The 17,367-nt window shown below is 49.9% G+C and carries 16 protein-coding genes; 6 read left to right on the forward strand and 10 right to left on the reverse strand.

Annotated features, from left to right (window positions below):
- Nucleotides 1-139 precede the first annotated feature (139 nt).
- Together secA and mutT are read left to right on the forward strand one after the other, a co-directional pair.
- Nucleotides 140-2,857: a preprotein translocase subunit SecA gene (gene secA / locus AC5SV9_RS13825; RefSeq protein WP_475151406.1), complete on the forward strand. Its 2,718-nt coding sequence runs from the start codon at nt 140-142 to the stop codon at nt 2,855-2,857.
- A gap of 65 nt (nt 2,858-2,922) precedes the next feature.
- Entirely contained in the window at nt 2,923-3,339 is a 417-nt protein-coding gene (mutT, locus tag AC5SV9_RS13830; RefSeq protein WP_475151404.1) for an 8-oxo-dGTP diphosphatase MutT, read from the forward strand.
- A gap of 10 nt (nt 3,340-3,349) precedes the next feature.
- On the opposite strand, the gene yacG is transcribed toward mutT, so the two are convergent.
- The 10 genes from yacG to AC5SV9_RS13880 all read right to left on the reverse strand — a co-directional run bounded on the left by yacG (nt 3,350) and on the right by AC5SV9_RS13880 (nt 12,043).
- On the reverse strand, nt 3,350-3,577 hold the full coding sequence (yacG, locus tag AC5SV9_RS13835) for a DNA gyrase inhibitor YacG (RefSeq protein ID WP_475151401.1): 228 nt from the start codon (nt 3,575-3,577) through the stop codon (nt 3,350-3,352).
- A gap of 29 nt (nt 3,578-3,606) precedes the next feature.
- The gene (gene zapD, locus AC5SV9_RS13840; RefSeq protein WP_475151399.1) at nt 3,607-4,353 is read right to left on the reverse strand and encodes a cell division protein ZapD; all 747 of its coding nucleotides are present in this window, start codon (nt 4,351-4,353) and stop codon (nt 3,607-3,609) included.
- 44 nt (nt 4,354-4,397) lie between these two features.
- Nucleotides 4,398-5,006, reverse strand: coding sequence for a dephospho-CoA kinase (gene coaE / locus AC5SV9_RS13845; RefSeq protein WP_475151397.1), 609 nt, complete (start codon nt 5,004-5,006; stop codon nt 4,398-4,400).
- On the reverse strand, nt 5,006-5,881 hold the full coding sequence (locus AC5SV9_RS13850; RefSeq protein WP_475151395.1) for a prepilin peptidase: 876 nt from the start codon (nt 5,879-5,881) through the stop codon (nt 5,006-5,008). The genes coaE and AC5SV9_RS13850 overlap by 1 nt, the downstream gene beginning before the upstream one ends.
- Nucleotides 5,881-7,110, reverse strand: a complete 1,230-nt coding sequence (locus AC5SV9_RS13855) for a type II secretion system F family protein (protein WP_475151392.1) — start codon at nt 7,108-7,110, stop codon at nt 5,881-5,883. Before AC5SV9_RS13855 ends, AC5SV9_RS13850 begins: the two co-directional genes overlap by 1 nt.
- A gap of 71 nt (nt 7,111-7,181) precedes the next feature.
- Nucleotides 7,182-8,879, reverse strand: a complete 1,698-nt coding sequence (gene pilB / locus AC5SV9_RS13860; protein ID WP_475151389.1) for a type IV-A pilus assembly ATPase PilB — start codon at nt 8,877-8,879, stop codon at nt 7,182-7,184.
- 222 nt (nt 8,880-9,101) lie between these two features.
- Entirely contained in the window at nt 9,102-9,539 is a 438-nt protein-coding gene (locus tag AC5SV9_RS13865; RefSeq protein WP_475151387.1) for a pilin, read from the reverse strand.
- A 292-nt stretch (nt 9,540-9,831) separates the two neighbouring features.
- Nucleotides 9,832-10,491 (reverse strand): DUF1294 domain-containing protein, encoded by a 660-nt coding sequence (locus AC5SV9_RS13870; RefSeq protein ID WP_475151385.1) that lies wholly within the window; start codon nt 10,489-10,491, stop codon nt 9,832-9,834.
- Between the two features lie 106 nt (nt 10,492-10,597).
- Nucleotides 10,598-11,467, reverse strand: a complete 870-nt coding sequence (gene nadC, locus AC5SV9_RS13875) for a carboxylating nicotinate-nucleotide diphosphorylase (protein WP_475151419.1) — start codon at nt 11,465-11,467, stop codon at nt 10,598-10,600.
- A 42-nt stretch (nt 11,468-11,509) separates the two neighbouring features.
- Nucleotides 11,510-12,043: a retropepsin-like aspartic protease family protein gene (locus AC5SV9_RS13880; RefSeq protein WP_226766659.1), complete on the reverse strand. Its 534-nt coding sequence runs from the start codon at nt 12,041-12,043 to the stop codon at nt 11,510-11,512.
- 66 nt (nt 12,044-12,109) lie between these two features.
- Here AC5SV9_RS13880 and ampD point away from each other — a divergent pair, with 66 nt between their 5' ends.
- From ampD to aceE, 4 genes are all read left to right on the forward strand, one after another.
- Nucleotides 12,110-12,676 carry a 1,6-anhydro-N-acetylmuramyl-L-alanine amidase AmpD gene (ampD, locus tag AC5SV9_RS13885; protein ID WP_475151384.1) on the forward strand — a complete coding sequence of 189 codons (567 nt, stop codon included), beginning with the start codon at nt 12,110-12,112 and terminating at the stop codon, nt 12,674-12,676.
- 12 nt (nt 12,677-12,688) lie between these two features.
- The gene (gene ampE, locus AC5SV9_RS13890; protein ID WP_475151381.1) at nt 12,689-13,540 is read left to right on the forward strand and encodes a regulatory signaling modulator protein AmpE; all 852 of its coding nucleotides are present in this window, start codon (nt 12,689-12,691) and stop codon (nt 13,538-13,540) included.
- Between the two features lie 332 nt (nt 13,541-13,872).
- Nucleotides 13,873-14,631: a pyruvate dehydrogenase complex transcriptional repressor PdhR gene (pdhR, locus tag AC5SV9_RS13895; protein WP_226766665.1), complete on the forward strand. Its 759-nt coding sequence runs from the start codon at nt 13,873-13,875 to the stop codon at nt 14,629-14,631.
- Between the two features lie 61 nt (nt 14,632-14,692).
- Nucleotides 14,693-17,359, forward strand: coding sequence for a pyruvate dehydrogenase (acetyl-transferring), homodimeric type (gene aceE / locus AC5SV9_RS13900; RefSeq protein WP_475151378.1), 2,667 nt, complete (start codon nt 14,693-14,695; stop codon nt 17,357-17,359).
- The last annotated feature ends 8 nt before the right edge of the window (nt 17,360-17,367 follow it).

Consider the following 17,367-nt stretch of genomic DNA (forward strand, 5'->3'; position numbering starts at 1 on the left):
ACGAGAATGTTGCACCTTGAAAGCGTTAGCATCGGGCACCATATCTGGCGTAATATGCTGGGGTTTTAATATTTGTACTGGCTGAGCCAAGCGCCGCCGGGGCTGCACTGCAGTTTTAACTTAACATGGTATTTGGATAATGTTTGGAAAACTTTTTACCAAATTATTTGGTAGCCGCAACGACCGCTTCTTAAAAAAATTAGAAAAGCAAGTACAGCAGATCAATGCGTTAGAGGCAGAATTTGAAGCCTTATCCGACGACCAGCTGAAACAGAAAACCACCGAATTTAAAAGTATGTTAGCCAGCGGCAAAACGCTGGATGATATTCTGCCACAAGCTTTCGCAACCGTGCGTGAAGCCAGTAAACGTGTATTTGGCATGCGCCATTTCGACGTACAGTTGATGGGCGGTATGGTGTTGCACCAGGGCAAAATTTCCGAAATGCGCACCGGTGAAGGTAAAACCTTAACCGCAACCTTGCCGGCTTACCTGAATGCCTTAAGCGGCGGTGGTGTGCATGTTATTACGGTTAACGACTACCTGGCTCGGCGTGATGCGCAAACCAACGCACCGCTTTTTGCCTTTTTGGGGCTGACTGTTGGCGTTAACGTGCCCGGTATGGCGCACCCGGATAAACAGCAAGCCTATGCTGCCGATATCACCTACGGTACCAACAACGAATTTGGCTTTGATTACCTGCGCGACAATATGGCGTTTTCACCGCAAGATCGTGTCCAGCGCGACCAGGCGTTTGCCATTATCGATGAAGTGGATTCAATTTTAATTGATGAAGCCCGTACACCGCTGATTATTTCCGGCCCGGCTGAAGACAGCTCTGAGCTGTATAAACAGATTAACGTGCTGGTGCCGCAACTGGTAAAACAAGATAAAGAAGACGAAGAGGGCGCACATGGTGATGGCCACTTCACAGTAGATGAAAAGGCGCGTCAGGTATATCTGACCGAAAAAGGCCAGATCAAAGTTGAAGATATGCTGCGTGAGCATGGCTTAATTCAGGAACACGATACATTGTTCTCTGCAGCTAATATTACGCTGTTGCACCACGTTTATGCGGCGCTGCGCGCGCATCAGCTGTTCAAACGCGACGTTGATTATGTTGTTAAAGACGGTGAAATCGTTATTGTTGATGAACACACCGGCCGTACAATGGAAGGCCGGCGCTGGTCAGAAGGTTTACACCAGGCGGTTGAAGCCAAAGAAGGCGTAAAAATTCAGAATGAAAACCAGACATTAGCCTCTATCACCTTCCAGAACTACTTCCGTCTGTATGACAAACTGTCAGGTATGACAGGTACAGCTGACACTGAAGCCTTTGAATTCCAGCAAATTTATGGCCTGGAAACCATAGTCGTGCCTACCAACCGGCCTATGGTGCGTAACGATATGGCCGATCTGGTGTACTTAAACGCGGAAGATAAGTATCAGGCCATTATTGCCGACATTATAGCCACCCGCGATGCCGGCCGTCCGGTGCTGGTAGGTACAGCATCGATTGAAAGCTCTGAGTATTTATCAGGCTTGCTGAATAAAGCCAAGATCAAACATCAGGTGTTAAACGCTAAGTTCCACGCTAACGAAGCACAGATTATTGCTCAGGCCGGTCAGCCGGGTACAGTTACTATTGCCACTAACATGGCGGGCCGTGGTACTGATATCGTGCTGGGAGGTAGTTTGCAGGCTGAACTGGCTGCGCTGGGTGCTGATGCGACTGACGTGCAGAAAGACAAAGTTAAAGCCGACTGGAAAACACGCCACGATGCCGTAATTTCTGCCGGTGGTCTGCATATTATCGGTACCGAGCGTCACGAATCACGCCGTATTGACAACCAGTTACGTGGTCGTTCAGGCCGTCAGGGCGACCCGGGCTCAAGCCGGTTCTACCTGTCGCTGGATGATGCGTTAATGCGTATTTTCGCCTCTGACCGCATGGCCGGTATGATGCGCCGCTTAGGTATGGAAAAAGGCGAGGCAATAGAGCACCCATGGGTAAGCCGTGCTATTGAAAACGCGCAGCGTAAAGTAGAAGCGCGTAACTTCGACATCCGTAAGCAGTTGCTTGAGTTTGACGATGTTGCAAACGATCAGCGTAAAGTGGTGTACGAGCAGCGTAACGAGCTGTTGGATGCCACTGACATCAGTGAAACTATCACGGCTATCCGTACCGACGTTATCGATGGCGTGATCAGCCAGTATATTCCGCCGCAGTCGTTAGATGAAATGTGGGACATACCAGGGCTGGAGCAGCGTTTAAAAGCCGACTACACGCTGGATTTACCTATTTCGCAGTGGCTGGCTGAAGATAAGAAACTGTTTGAAGAGAAGCTGCGCGAGCGCATCCAACAGGAAGCTGAACAGGCCTACGCGCACAAAGAGCAGATGGTTGGGCCACAGGTGCTGCGTCAGTTTGAAAAAGCCATCATGCTGCAAAGCCTGGACACGCACTGGAAAGAACATCTGGCGGCGATGGATCACTTACGTCAGGGTATTAACCTGCGTGGCTATGCACAGAAAAACCCGAAACAGGAATACAAGCGCGAAGCCTTTGAGCTGTTCTCCGTTATGCTGGAAAACCTGAAGATCGATGTAGTTGGCGTATTAGGCCGGGTGCAGGTTAAAGCCGCGGAAGACGTGGATGCCGTAGAGCAACAGCGCCGTAAGGCCGATGCAGTACCGCATGATTATCAGCATGCCGAAGCTGAGCATGTCGGTGGCGACGTACCTGCCGGTATGCCAGCTGGCCCGGTGTTTCGTGACCACGACAAAGTAGGCCGCAATGACCCTTGCCCTTGTGGTTCCGGTAAAAAGTATAAGCAGTGTCACGGTAAGCTGGTATAGACCACTACCTTGTCGCAAAACAAAGTCAGCTTCGGCTGGCTTTGTTGTTTTAGCAGGAGACTAATATGAGTTCAGTTAAGGTTGTGCATGTTGCTGTAGGGGTGATTTTACGCGGCGCTCAGGTGCTGTTGGCACTGCGTAGCAGTAAGCAACATCAGGGCGGAAAATGGGAGTTCCCCGGTGGCAAGGTAGAACAGGGCGAAACGGTAGAGCAGGCGCTGCACCGGGAGTTGTACGAAGAGGTGGCTATTGAGGTGACGGCAAGCAGCGCTTTTATGCAGCTGGAATATGCTTATCCTGAAAAAACCGTGCTGCTGGATATTTATCTGGTGACCGGTTTTGATGGCGAGCCAGAAGGGCGCGAAGGTCAGCCGCTACGCTGGGTCGGCATTGCCGGGCTGGGTGATATTGAATTTCCTGATGCGAATCAACCTATCGTTGAGCGCATTCAGCAGCATTTTCTAACGTCACAGCCCGCTTAATGCGGCGGGCTTAGTGTTTAAAGAAGTCGTTATCCTGTGCGATAAACTCTTGCTCTAACTCAGCCAGGTACTCTTCAGACAGTGCAGTATCTATCGGCGTTGTGTCGGCAATGCGGTGGTTTTCTGCCGCCCAATCACCCAGGTCAATCAATTTACAGCGTTCCGAGCAAAACGGCCTGAACGGTGCGTCACTTGACCATACTACGTCTTTATCACAGGTGGGGCATTTAACTTTCATACTGTCCTCTCAACGGCTAGCAGCGCATTCTAACAGCTAGCCAGCTTAAAGCAGATCGTTTTTTCACTGCTGCAGCGGCCACTGTCATCGCTAAGCTGCATAAAGCGGATGGCATAACGGTATTTGTTGCCGCTGACGGTAGGATAAACGCCAGCCTCCAACGGGTAGCGGATGCGCAACAGTTCGTGCTGGTCAGTATTGCTCTGATAAAAGCCATTGTCAGCGGTAACATCGGTGAACTGGCCTTTTTGCCGGCTAAAACCCAGCACAAAACTTACTGCCTGTTGCAGTAAACTGAACTCAGCACACCACTGCTCAGCCATGTTGCTGCGCTCACTTTGTGGCAGGTTTAGCCAGTAATGCAGTTGTGGTACGTCGAAGTAACAGGTGCCGCCTGGTATTGCAAAGCGCTGGCGTAGCGGCGCTAAAAATTTATCGTCTTTTAAATTACCGACAAACTTATTGCTGCGCAGCAGATCACTTTGCAGCCTGACTGCCTGCTGCAACACTGGTTGGAGTTTATCGTCCGATACCGAGGGGTGATTGGCCCAGGCGACCAGTGCCGTTTCGCAGCGCTCGCAGTCTTTAATCAGGTCCGGGCGGATATCGTTGCGGTCCAGCACTTCAATTAAATCAAACAGCGTATTAAAAAATGCCTGCTGCTGCCATTCGCTGTCCAGTGCCTGCAAGCTGTATAGCTGCGACAGCAGATATTCCAGCCGCAGGTAGGTACGCAGTTTTTCATTTAACGGATGTTCGTAAGTCAGTTCAGTCATTTTTGGGTGCTTCACGCCTGTTACGACAACACACCCTATGCCTGTTAAGTTGCTATATTAGCCTGCTGCAAATATTGCTGGTGCAGTGCTGCAACCTGGGGGGCGAGATCTGCCGGGGTGCTGTCATTGGTAATAATATCATCGGCTTGTTTCAGCCGTTCGCTGCGCGAAAGTTGCGCTGCCATTATGGCTCTAATCTGTTGCTCGTCTGCGTTGTCACGCGCCATGGCGCGCTGCAGTTGCATGTTTTCAGGTAAATCTATCACCAATACGCGCTGTACATACTGGTTGAGCTTGTTTTCTAACAGCAAAGGTGCGACTAATAACGCATAAGGCGATGTCAGCTCCTGTAACTGGCTTAGTATTTGCTGCCGTATTGCCGGGTGTAATAGCTGTTCCAGCCAGGCTTTACTTGCGGCATGGGTAAAAATGCGTTGCCGCAGTTTTGCCCGGTTTAGCTCACCGCCCGGCAGCAGTATTTCAGCACCGAAATACTGCGTCATGGCTTGCAAGCAGGGCGTTCCCGGCATGACTACTTCGCGTGCCACGACATCGGCATCAATATGCTGTACGCCAAGCTTAGCAAATAACGTTGTGGCGGTAGTTTTGCCGCAGCCAATACCACCGGTTAAGCCTACAACAAAAGCCGACACTACAAGCCCAAGTAACGCAGGTAAGCATTGGTCAGTTGCTCACCCCATAGCAGTGCTATCCAGCCGGCTGCCGCAATATAAGGCCCAAACGGAATAGGTGTCGCTTTGTCTTTACCCTGCACACTCAGTAAGGTGATGCCCACTACTGCGCCAACCAGAGACGACAGCAGAATAATCAAGGGTAACTGCGAGGCCCCAAGCAAAGCGCCAAAGACAGCCAGTAATTTAAAATCACCGTAGCCCATACCTTCTTTGCCGGTTAGCAGTTTAAACAGCCAGTAAACGCTCCACAGACTCAGATAACCGGCAGCGGCGCCGACAATAGCCTGGGCGGGATTAACAAAGGCTGAATCGCTAAGGCTAAACAGCAGTGCCAGCCATAATAACGGCAAGGTCAGCTGATCAGGCAGCAGCATTTTATCTATATCGATAAAGGTCAGTGCTATCAGTACCCAGGTGGTAAAAATAATCACAGCGGCAGCTAAACCAAAGCCCAGTTTCCACGCTACCACCGCTGAAAGTACTGCGGTCAGCGCTTCAACTACAGGGTAACGCGCGCTGATGGGCGCACTGCAACTGCGGCATTTTCCCTTTAACAGCAACCAGCTCAGTACCGGCACATTGTCACGCGCCTGCACCGGCGCATTACAAGCCGGGCAGGCAGAACGCGGTACGGCCAGGTTAAACCTGGCAGGTGCTTCAGCCGTATCGGCATTAAAATAGGCCTGGTACTCCTGCTGCCAGTCGTTTTCCATCATTTTCGGTAAGCGGTAAATTACCACATTTAAAAAGCTACCAATCACCAGGCTGAAAATGGCAACCATCACAACAAATAACGCCGGGAAAGTGGTAAGTAATTCGGTAAACTGCTGCATTAAATAATAGAACCTAGCTGGAAGATGGGTAAATACATCGCAATAATTAAGCCGCCTATTACTACACCGAGCACCGCCATAATCATTGGTTCCAGCAGTGCAGTTAAGCCATCTACGGCGTCATCCACTTCCTGCTCATAGATATTGGCTACTTTGCCTAACATACTGTCCAGTGCGCCGGTTTCTTCACCGATAGACACCATCGAAATCACCATTTCCGGAAACTGGTCAGTTTGCTTCATTGCCAGGTGCATCTGGTTACCGGACGATACTTCTTCACGGATAAATAAAATAGCGTTTTTATATACTTCATTGCCTGATGCACCAGCAGCGGATTCCAGCGCTTCTATTAATGGCACACCAGCAGCAAAGGTGGTAGACAAAGTACGGGCATAACGGGCAACAGCGGCTTTATTTAAAATACTACCAATAACTGGCAACCTGATAATTAGTCCATCTGCCCAGGTACGAAATTTCAGGTTACTGGCATAGGTTTTCTTTATAACGAATAATGTAGCAATTATACCGGCCAGTACTACCCACCAATATTGCTGCATCATTTCGGAGATACCAAGCACAAACAAGGTGAAGGCGGGCAATTCTGCACCAAAGCCAGCGAATATTTCGGCAAATTGTGGCACCACAAAAATTAATAAGATTGAGGTTACTATCGCAGCCACGACCAATACAGCAACGGGGTAAAACATGGCTTTTTTAATTTTTGATTTTAGTGCTTCGGCTTTTTCTTTATAGATAGCCAGGCGGTCAAAAATTTGATCGAGCGAACCTGAGGCTTCGCCCGATTTAACTAAGTCGCAATATAACTCATCAAAATACTTCGGGTGTTCACGTAAGGTTTCTGATAGTGGTAAACCAGCCTGTACTTTTACCGAAATTTTCTGCATTAGGGTGCGCAGGCTTTTGTTATCGGCACCATTAGCGATTAAATCAATAGACTGCACCAGCGGTACACCGGCCCCTAGCATGGTAGCAATTTGCCGGGTAACAATAGCAATATCTACCGGTTTGATTTTTTTACCATCACCAAACAGCGATTTTGGCTTTTTCTTGACCCCTGATGGCGTAATGCCTTGCTGGCGCAATAATGCTTTAACCTCGGCAATACTGGTGCCTTTAATTTCACCATCTACCTTTTTACCACGCCGGTTTACGCCTTTATAGGTAAAGGCTTCGAGCTCTTTTATTTTAAATTGTTGTGCCTGAACCATGTGTTTATTTCCTGTTGTGCGCCTTAGCGCCTGCTTTAATACTTAACTTGGTTTAGCTGTTTACTGTCGTATTAGCCTTTTGTCACGCGGTTTACTTCGGCCAGGCTGGTTAAACCGGCGGCGGCCTTAATAAGCCCGGATTGCCGCAGGTTATTTACGCCTTCGGCCTGCGCCTGGGTGGCAATATCCAGCGAGTTACCGCCTTGCATAATAATGTCGGCCATTTTGCTACTTACCGGCATGACTTCATAAATACCCACCCGGCCTTTATAGCCATTGGTACAATGCTCACAACCCACAGGTTTAAACACTTTAATATTCGGCAGCTGTTGTGGGGTAAAACCTTGCCTCAGCAGCTCAGCTTCTGGCAGTACTTCGGGCTGCTTGCATTGGCCACATAACCGTCGCGCCAGGCGCTGTGCAATAATAAGGGATACTGAACTGGCCACGTTATAAGACGGTACTCCCATATTCAGCAAGCGGGTTAAGGTTTCCGGTGCCGAGTTGGTGTGTAGTGTAGATAACACTAAGTGGCCGGTTTGGGCCGCTTTAATGGCGATTTCGGCGGTTTCTAAATCGCGTATCTCACCGACCATGACCACATCAGGGTCTTGTCGCAGAAAGGCTTTTAATGCTGAGGCAAAGGTTAAACCGGCGCGCGGGTTTACCTGTACCTGGTTAACGCCGGGCAAGTTAATTTCTACCGGGTCTTCGGCTGTTGAAATATTGGTTTCGCTGGTGTTTAAAATAGCCAGGCCGGTATAAAGCGATACGGTTTTACCAGAGCCGGTAGGGCCGGTTACCAGGATCATACCCTGCGGCTGTGCTAAGGCATCCAAATACAACTGCTTCTGGTTTTCTTCATAGCCTAAAACATCGATACCTAGCATGGCACTGTCGGAGTCGAGAATACGCATTACAATTTTCTCGCCCCAAAGCGTCGGCAATGTACTTACCCGAAAGTCGATCGATTTTTTTGCCGACAGTTTAAGCTTAATCCGGCCATCCTGTGGCACGCGTTTCTCGGCAATATCCAGCCTGGACATAACTTTTAACCGGGCTGACAGCCGGGTAGACAGTGCCACCGGCGGGCTTGCCATTTCATGCAAAATGCCGTCGATACGAAAGCGGATGCGGTAGCTTTTCTCGTAAGGTTCAAAGTGTAAGTCGGACGCGCCTTTGCGTATGGCATCAAGTAGCATCTTGTTAATAAAGGCAATAATTGGCTGATCTTCTTTATCAACCTGCACGCCCTGGCTTTCTTCCTCTTCTTCCTGGGCGATGCCCATAGAGCCTAAATCCCAGTCGCTCTCGCTAAAGTCGCCACCCATACTGCTATCGAACAGCTTATCAATCAGTCTATGCAGCTTGTCGTATTCAACCACCACCACTTCAGCGTTTAGGCCAGTGTTAAATTCAAAATCTTCAATGGTTTGAATATTGGTCGGGTCTACCACCGCCAAAAACATGGTACGGCCGCGCTTGCCAAGCGGCAGCATATCGGTTTTACGTACCAGCTTTTCGTTGCGTAGCTCTTCCGGCACGTATTCGATATCAAAATGGTCTAAATCCAGGCTAATGGCATGGCTGATACCAGCCGCCGCACGGGCCAGTTCATCAGCTTTAATCAGCTTTTCAGTAATTAACAGCTCAGGCAGGTTTTTAAACTGACCACCTTTATCGGTGACAATTTTAGTGGCCTGGTCGCCATTTAACAGACCGAGCTGTACTAAACGTTTAAATAAGGTGGAGGTAGTGGTTACGGCCATTAAGCTGAAACATCCTGATTTTGCTAATAAGAATTCAATAAAGTTAACTGATTATGCCACTAACTGCTGGTTATTCAAGTTTAAGCAGGCTACCTGTTGAGAACCATTTAAAAAAATACTGACAATTCATGTTAGAGAAACATTTACTAAAAAAGCCAGCGTGGTTAGCTGGCTTTCAAAGCTTCTTTATAAACCTTACTCAAAAGGTCTAGAGCTTACTAATTAGCACAGGTTGGGGATACGTGTTTGTGATGAACACGTACCTGAAACTGCAAAAACATAAGTCGATGGCGGTGGAGCTGCAGGATCGATTGCTGGAGGAGTCAGGATATATGTATAACCTCCCGCGGCTGCAGTGCCAGTTGCTGTAATTGCGCCTGTACCGGCGTCAATTGTAACTGATGCTAAATTGTTGTTAGCTGCAGGGGCGCTGATACCTAATAAAGCATACGAGCTACAAGCTGCGATAGTATTATTGTTTTCCTGCAAACATTGCGCCATAGTCAACTTCACTGATGAGGCAGCTGTTTTAACTTCGGAAAAACGGGATTTTAAAGTGTAGTCTTGATAAGCTGGCAGTGCTACTGCAGCTAAGATACCGATGATCGCTACAACGATCATTAATTCAATTAAGGTAAAACCTTGTTGGTTACGTTTCATTTTAACTTCTCCTGATTTTTTTATTAGCCGCTCGGGCTGCTTATAATTTTGAACTTTTTAACAAGCGGCGCAAGCTAAATGTAACTAAATTTGCAGGGTAATTGCAACTATTTGTAATTTAACGCTATTTTTATCTAAAGTCGGGAATTTTGTTAGTGTTTTTATAGTAAAAAAGTACTAGATTAAGAGCTCTAATAAAGATCTAAAACAGAAACGCCATGTTATTTGTCGTAGCAGGGGTGGTGTTAAGCGCGCTTTTTGCGAGAGTTTAGTGGTAAAAAAATGGCGATTTTCAGGCTGCCCACAGCGACATGCGGGCTAAAAATGCCTGACCCCAGGGCGATAACAGCCAGATAACCAACAAGGCATTACCAAGGATGACAAAACCGAACTCACGGCGGAATGACATTTTGCTGCGCTTATGCGCCAGCTGCTGCTGGGCGAGGTAAGCACCGGGCCAGCCGCCTATTAAGCTAAATAATTGCAGCGTTTCTTCCGTCAGCCGGTTGCCATGGCGGGCTATGGCGGCTTCTTTATCGGCTTTATATAACCAGTAGGTAAAAATGCTGGCTTCTACGTATAGCAGCGGCAGTACATATAACAGCTTGCCAAACAGCAGGGCTATGACTACCGCGATAAAAAAGGCCAGCCGGAACAGCAGAGCAGTGTGGTTGGCATAGGCAATATCGGCAGCGCCCTGCAGCATGCGGGCTGACATTTTTTTAAACTGCGACTCTGCAGGGGCAGTGGCAAAGCGCCAGGGGGCGGCAATGTTGCGCTGCCGTTTGTCTTGGCTGAGGCTAAATTGCAGTTTATCGCCGGGTTTTGGCCGATCACCCACGCCCGCCATATCGCGGATATGGAAAAACAGTTTCTCACCGCTCTGATCGCACAATACAAAGCCAAAGCCTTTATCGTCACGCCAGAATACTACGGTACCGCTTAGCTGCATCGGTTGATCCTTCAGGCAAGTCTGCGATTTATGGTTATCTTCAGACTTAGCTGCGTTGGCAGAAGTTTAACCCGCCGCGCCAGGGCGGCGGTTAACCAGGATGAACTTACTGCTGAATGCTTAAACGCATCGATAAGTCTATCGCCTGTATATGTTTGGTTAAGGCACCACTGGAAATATAGTCAACGCCGGTGGCCGCAAGTTCCGTTAAACGCTCGCTGGTAATATTGCCTGATACTTCCAGCTTGGCTTTACCGGCATTCAGTGCTACGGCCTGCACGATATCGGCCAGGCTAAAGTTATCCAGCATGATAATGTCGGCACCGGCAGCCAGCGCTTGTTGTAACTCTGTCAGGTTTTCGGTTTCTACCTCTACCGGTTTGCCGGGGAAGTTTTGCCGGGCGGTTGCTACGGCATTAGTGATAGAGCCTGCTGCGGCAATATGGTTTTCTTTAATTAAGAAGGCGTCATACAAACCAATGCGGTGATTTTTACCGCCGCCGGTACTGACAGCATACTTTTGCGCGAAGCGCAGGCCCGGAATCGTTTTACGGGTGTCGAGTAAGCGGGTATTACTGCCTTGTAAAAACTGAACGTAGTGTGCTGTGGTGGTAGCTGTTGCACTTAATAGCTGCAGAAAGTTCAGTGCCGTGCGCTCGCCGGTTAGTAATATTCTGGCCGGGCCACGCAGGCTACACAGGGTGCTGTTTGCTGCTAACTTGTCGCCGTCTTCGGCTTGCCAGTTAATACTTACTTCGCCGCCCAGCTGGCGAAATACCTCATCAACAAAGGCACTGCCGCACAACACACACTCTTCGCGGGTAATTATAGTGGCACTGGCCTGCTGCTGTTGCGGAATTAATGACGCCGTAATATCGCCGTCGTTCAGGGCTAAAAAGCCTAAATCTTCGGCCAGGGCGCTGGCCACGGCGCGCTGTATTTCTTGTTGTAACAGCGTGGTAAAGTCGGTTTGCATAGTCATCTGGTTTTCGTCATTCAGTCTGGTTTGTAAGATGTATTAGTTGTGCTGGATAAGGGTAAGCTGATTGCCTTGCTGGTGGAATTCTAACTGTTTTAGCGCGCTCATGCCCAGTAATATCTCGGCGCTGCCATCCAGGTTACCCAGCTGCGGCACGATAACGGCATCGATGTTATACAGCCGGATGTCGCCCAGTTGCAGGCTGTCTACCTGGCTTTGATACGCCTGCGCTATGCCATTGGCGGTGCTTACCTGTACCTCGCGGCCAAAAGGTAAATTTAGCTGGCGTGCCGTGCCAGCATCAATTGCAATAGTGGTGGCGCCTGTATCGAGCATAAAATTAACCGGCGTATTATTAACCAGAGCCGTACCGACGTAGTGGCCGCTTTTGTTGCGGATAAGCACAGTGCGGGTTTCGCCGCTACTGCCGGTGACGCTGCGCAGTTGCTGGTTTGGGTTAAGCTGTTTGCTGATGGTGTCCTGAAAAAATAAAAACAGCAGCACCATCAGAATAAGCCAGGCAATAATAGCGAAGGTCTTACCATATTTGTTTGTTGGCTCAGGTGCTTGCATTAATAACCTCCTGCATTGACAATAACGCTATAGCTTACTGACCCTGCTGGTTAAAGGCAAAACATCATGACTGCTACTCTACCTGTTGTCACAGAGCGTCATAGCCCTCATTACGATGACCGCCCGCACGCGGAAATGGTTAGCCTGTTGGTGATCCACAATATCAGCCTGCCAGCCGGCGAATTTGCCAAAGTACCACAGCACAGTTCTGTTGATGCGCTTTTTATGGGTACGCTGAATTGCACGGCACACCCGAGCTTTGCCGGTCTTACCGGGGTAAGAGTATCGGCGCATTGCGTGATCTGGCGTGACGGCAGCGTTTTTCAGTATGTGCCTTTTGCCAAACGCGCCTGGCATGCCGGTGTCAGCAGTTTTGCTGGCCGCGAGCGCTGTAACGACTTTTCTATCGGCATAGAGTTAGAAGGCACCGATAATTTACCGTATACTGATCAGCAATATAAAAGCCTGATTAACCTGACACTAAATATAATGCAGCAGTATCCTGCCATTACGCCAGAGCGTATAGCCGGGCACTGTGATATAGCGCCAGGGCGTAAAACCGACCCCGGCACGGCGTTTGACTGGATGCGCTATCGCGCCGCAATAAAAAGTGCGCTAAACAAGCCGATTTAAGGAGTTTTCGCTATGACATTAATCAGTATGTTGCTGGCACTTATCATCGAGCGCCTTGCCGTGCGCAGTGATGCCTGGCAAGCCAGCCGCTATGCCCGCGCTTATGTGCGTTTTACCGCACGTTCCGGGCTGAGTAAGCTTGCCGCCAATAGCCTTGGCTGGTATTTGTGGCTGATACTGCCGGGCGCTGTTGTGGCTTTATTGCTGCATCTGGCAGACAGCCATTTGCTTAGCCTGGTGGTCAATACGCTGGTATTGTTGGTGGGCCTTGGCTGTTGGCATTACCGTCAGCTGTATAAGCAGTATTTGAATGCCATGGACAGGGGCGATGAAGAAGCGGCGTTTATTGCGATGCAGCAAATCCGCACCGATATGGGCAGCAACAAAGAGCAGCACAGTTATGGCCAGTTGCTGGTTTGGCTGAATTTTCGTTACTACGCTGCTGTAGTGTTCTGGTTTTTACTGCTGGGTGCTTTTGGTGTTATTACCTATGCCCTGGTGCGGCATTTACAGGAAGCGGTGGCAGAAGAAGATGCGGCCAGCTATGCCGCCTGCAGCAATAGCAAAGCTGTGCCATGTGCAGCGCATTGGGCGAACTGGTTTCCGGCCCGGCTGTTTGGCCTGGGCTTTGCACTGGTGGGGCATTTCTCGCGCGCCTCTACCGCGTTACTGGGCTACTTTCTTGATTTTACCGCCGACAACGAGCAGGTGGTAGTAGATGTAGCAACCGCAGCTGAACCCCTGCCGGCAGACAGTTTAAATACGCTGGAAGATACCAGCTATATGGTGCAGCTGGCTAAACGCAATATGCTGTTTTTCCTCGCCTTTACCGCCATTCTGACACTAAGCGGCTGGTTAGGCTGATGAGTGTTTTGCTATCAAGGCGCCGGCATGGCGCCTTTTTTATCGCTGCCTGTTATCGAGATTACCGCAGGCGGAAAACGCGTTGCCCGGCCTTGTTCGTTAGTGTGTTAAAATCTGGTCAGACCAATTCTAATGGTTTGTTTCATACACTTGTCATCCTGAGTTAATACTCTAACTATTTTGTGTTTTTGCCTTTGCCGGTAATCTCTGCTTTATTTACATGCCGGGCAGAAACTGCTACCTTATCGCCACTAAAATATAATTGGTAAGACCAATTTACAGCGGTGAGTTAACTCTGTAACGGACATTACCAGACAGCAAATTGGCAGCGCATGGCAGATTTTAAAATTAAACCGGCGAAACTCTCTGACCGCATTGTCGAGCAACTGGAAAACATGTTGCTTGAAGGCAGTTTTGCGCCGGGGCAAAAGTTACCGCCAGAGCGCGATTTAGCCGACATGTTTGCGGTATCGCGGCCATCGCTGCGCGAAGCTATTCAGAAGCTGGAAGCCAAAGGCTTAGTCAGCCGCCGTCAGGGTGGTGGCACTTACGTGTGTGACAATCTGGCAGTTGGCCTGACTGACCCGCTGTTTGCGCTGATTGCCCGCCACCCGGAATCACAGTTTGATTTACTGGAGTTTCGCCACGCGCTGGAAGGCATTTGCGCCTATTACGCCGCACTGCGTGGCACAGCCGCCGATTTTGCCCAAATTACCGCGCATTACGATGCAATATGTCAGGCGCAGCAGTTAAACGATATAGACCGCGAAGCCAAAGCGGTCGGCAGTTTTTATCTGGCGGTAGCTGAAGCGTCGCACAATGTGGTGTTGCTGCATTTGGTGCGTGGTTTAACGCCATTGGTGGAGCAGAATATCCGGCTAAACCTGGAAACGCTGCAGCAAAAGGAAGGCATTGTCAGCCAGCTGAATGCTCACCGGCAACGGTTGATGCAGGCTGTTATCAACGGCGAGCCGGAAAAGGCGCGTCAGGCCAGCAATGGCCATTTGGCATTTATTGAAGAAGCACTGCTGGAAGTGGGCAAAGAACGTTCGCGTATTGAACGCTCGTTGCGCCGTACCCAGCAGGGTTAACAACAATTTTAACGCACATGCATGTATAGCACAGGCGTGCATAACCAAAGGAAACCTCGATATGTCTGAAGTCAGTAAAGTTGACATCGACGCTCTGGAAACCAAAGAGTGGCTTGAAGCGCTGGAATCGGTAGTTCGCACTGAAGGGGTCGAGCGGGCACAGTTCCTGCTGGAAAAAGTGCTGGAAGAAGCCCGGTTAGAAGGCGTAGACATGCCAACCGGCGTCACCACCAACTACATTAATACCATTCCTCCGCAGCAAGAACCGGCTTACCCGGGCGATGTTAATCTGGAACGGCGTATTCGTTCGGTGATCCGCTGGAACGCCATCATGATTGTACTGCGTGGCTCGAAAAAAGAGCTGGATTTAGGCGGCCACATGGCGTCATATCAATCTTCTGCTGCGTTTTACGAAACCTGTTTTAACCACTTTTTCCGCGCGCCGAACGATAAAGATGGCGGCGACTTGGTGTATTATCAGGGCCATATTTCTCCGGGTATTTATGCCCGTGCTTTTATTGAAGGCCGCTTAACTGCCGAGCAGCTCGATAGCTTCCGCCAGGAAGTAGACGGCAAAGGCTTATCAAGCTACCCGCACCCGAAATTGATGCCGGAATTCTGGCAGTTCCCAACCGTATCAATGGGCCTTGGCCCTATCGCCTCGATTTACCAGGCGCGGTTCTTAAAGTATTTACACGGCCGTGGTTTAAAAGACACCAGCGCACAGCGCGTTTACGCTTTCTTAGGTGATGGCGAGATGGACGAGCCGGAATCACGCGGTGCGATAAGCTTCGCTGCACGCGAAAAGCTGGGCAACCTGTGTTACCTGATCAACTGTAACCTGCAGCGCCTGGATGGCCCGGTAATGGGTAACGGTAAGATTATCCAGGAACTGGAAGGCTTGTTCCGCGGTGCGGGCTGGAACGTGATTAAAGTGGTGTGGGGCCGTGGCTGGGATAAATTACTGGCTAAAGATACCACCGGTAAGCTGTTACAGCTGATGAACGAAACCATCGACGGTGACTACCAGACCTACAAAGCCAACGACGGTGCCTACGTGCGTAAGCACTTCTTCGGCCGCTACCCGGAAACCGCAGCGCTGGTTGCCGATATGACCGATGAAGAGATTTTTGATTTAAAACGCGGCGGCCACGAGCCTTCTAAACTGTTTGCCGCCTTTAAAGCCGCACAGGAATGTACTGACAAGCCGACTGTTATCCTGGCGAAAACCGTTAAAGGTTACGGCATGGGCGAAGCGGCAGAAGGTAAGAACATTGCGCACCAGGTGAAGAAAATGGACATGACGCACGTGCTGCAACTGCGCAAACGTCTTGGCCTGGAAGACTACATCAGCGAAGAGCAGGTAGCCGACTTACCGTACATCAAGCTGCCGGAAGGCTCGCCAGAGCTGGAATACCTGCACGCGCGCCGCAAAGCGCTGCACGGTTACACGCCGGTACGTCTGCCAAACTTTACTAAAGCGCTGACACTGCCAGAGCTGGGCGCCTTCGATGCCCTGCTGGAAGAGCAAAAGCGTGAAATCTCTACCACTATGGCGTACGTACGTGCACTTAACATTTTGCTGAAAGATGAGCATATCGGTAAGCAAATCGTACCTATTATTGCCGACGAAGCCCGTACCTTTGGTATGGAAGGCCTGTTCCGTCAAATCGGTATTTATAACCCGGGCGGCCAGAACTACACGCCGGAAGACCGTTCAGTAGTGAGTTACTACAAAGAAGACGTGGGTGGCCAGGTATTGCAGGAAGGCATTAACGAACTGGGCGCGATGTCATCCTGGGTGGCGGCGGCAACGTCGTACAGCACCAACGATTTACCGATGATCCCGTTTTATATTTACTACTCGATGTTTGGCTTCCAGCGCGTGGGCGATATGGCTTGGCTGGCAGGCGATCAGCAGGCGCGTGGCTTCTTATTAGGCGCAACTGCTGGCCGTACTACGTTAAACGGTGAAGGTTTACAGCACGAAGACGGCCACAGCCATATTCTGGCCGGTACTGTACCGAACTGTATCTCGTACGACCCGACCTATGCGTTCGAGCTGGCGGTGATTATGCAAGACGGTATCCGCCGCATGTACGGTAAAGATCAGGAAAACATCTATTACTACATCACGGTAATGAACGAAAACTACCACCACCCGGCCATGCCAAAAGGCGCCGAGGAAGGCATTCGCCGTGGTATTTACAAGCTGGAATCGCACAACGGCGATCGCGGCAAAGTACAGCTGATGGGCTCAGGCACTATTTTAAATGAAGTGCGTAAAGCCGCTGACATCTTAAGCAAAGACTACGGTGTAGCATCGGATGTGTACTCTGTTACCTCGTTTAACGAGCTGGCGCGTGATGGCCAGGATGTTGAGCGCTTTAACATGCTAAACCCGGACGCGAAAGAGAAAACGCCATACATTGCTACGGTAATGAACAGCGCACCGGCGATTGCCGCCACCGACTACATGAAAAACTACGCCGATCAGGTTCGTGCTTTCATCCCGGCTAAGTCTTACAAGGTACTGGGTACCGACGGCTTTGGCCGCTCAGACAGCCGTGAGAACCTGCGCCGCCACTTTGAAGTTAACGCCGGCTACATTGTTGTGGCTGCGCTTAGCGAGCTGGTGAAGCAGGGCGAGTTGAAGAAAACCGTGGTCAGCGACGCCATCAAGAAATTTGGCATCGACAGTGGCAAAACCAACCCGCTGTACGCATAAGAGGATTA

This window comes from Rheinheimera sp. ATLC3 (genome assembly GCF_059429535.1).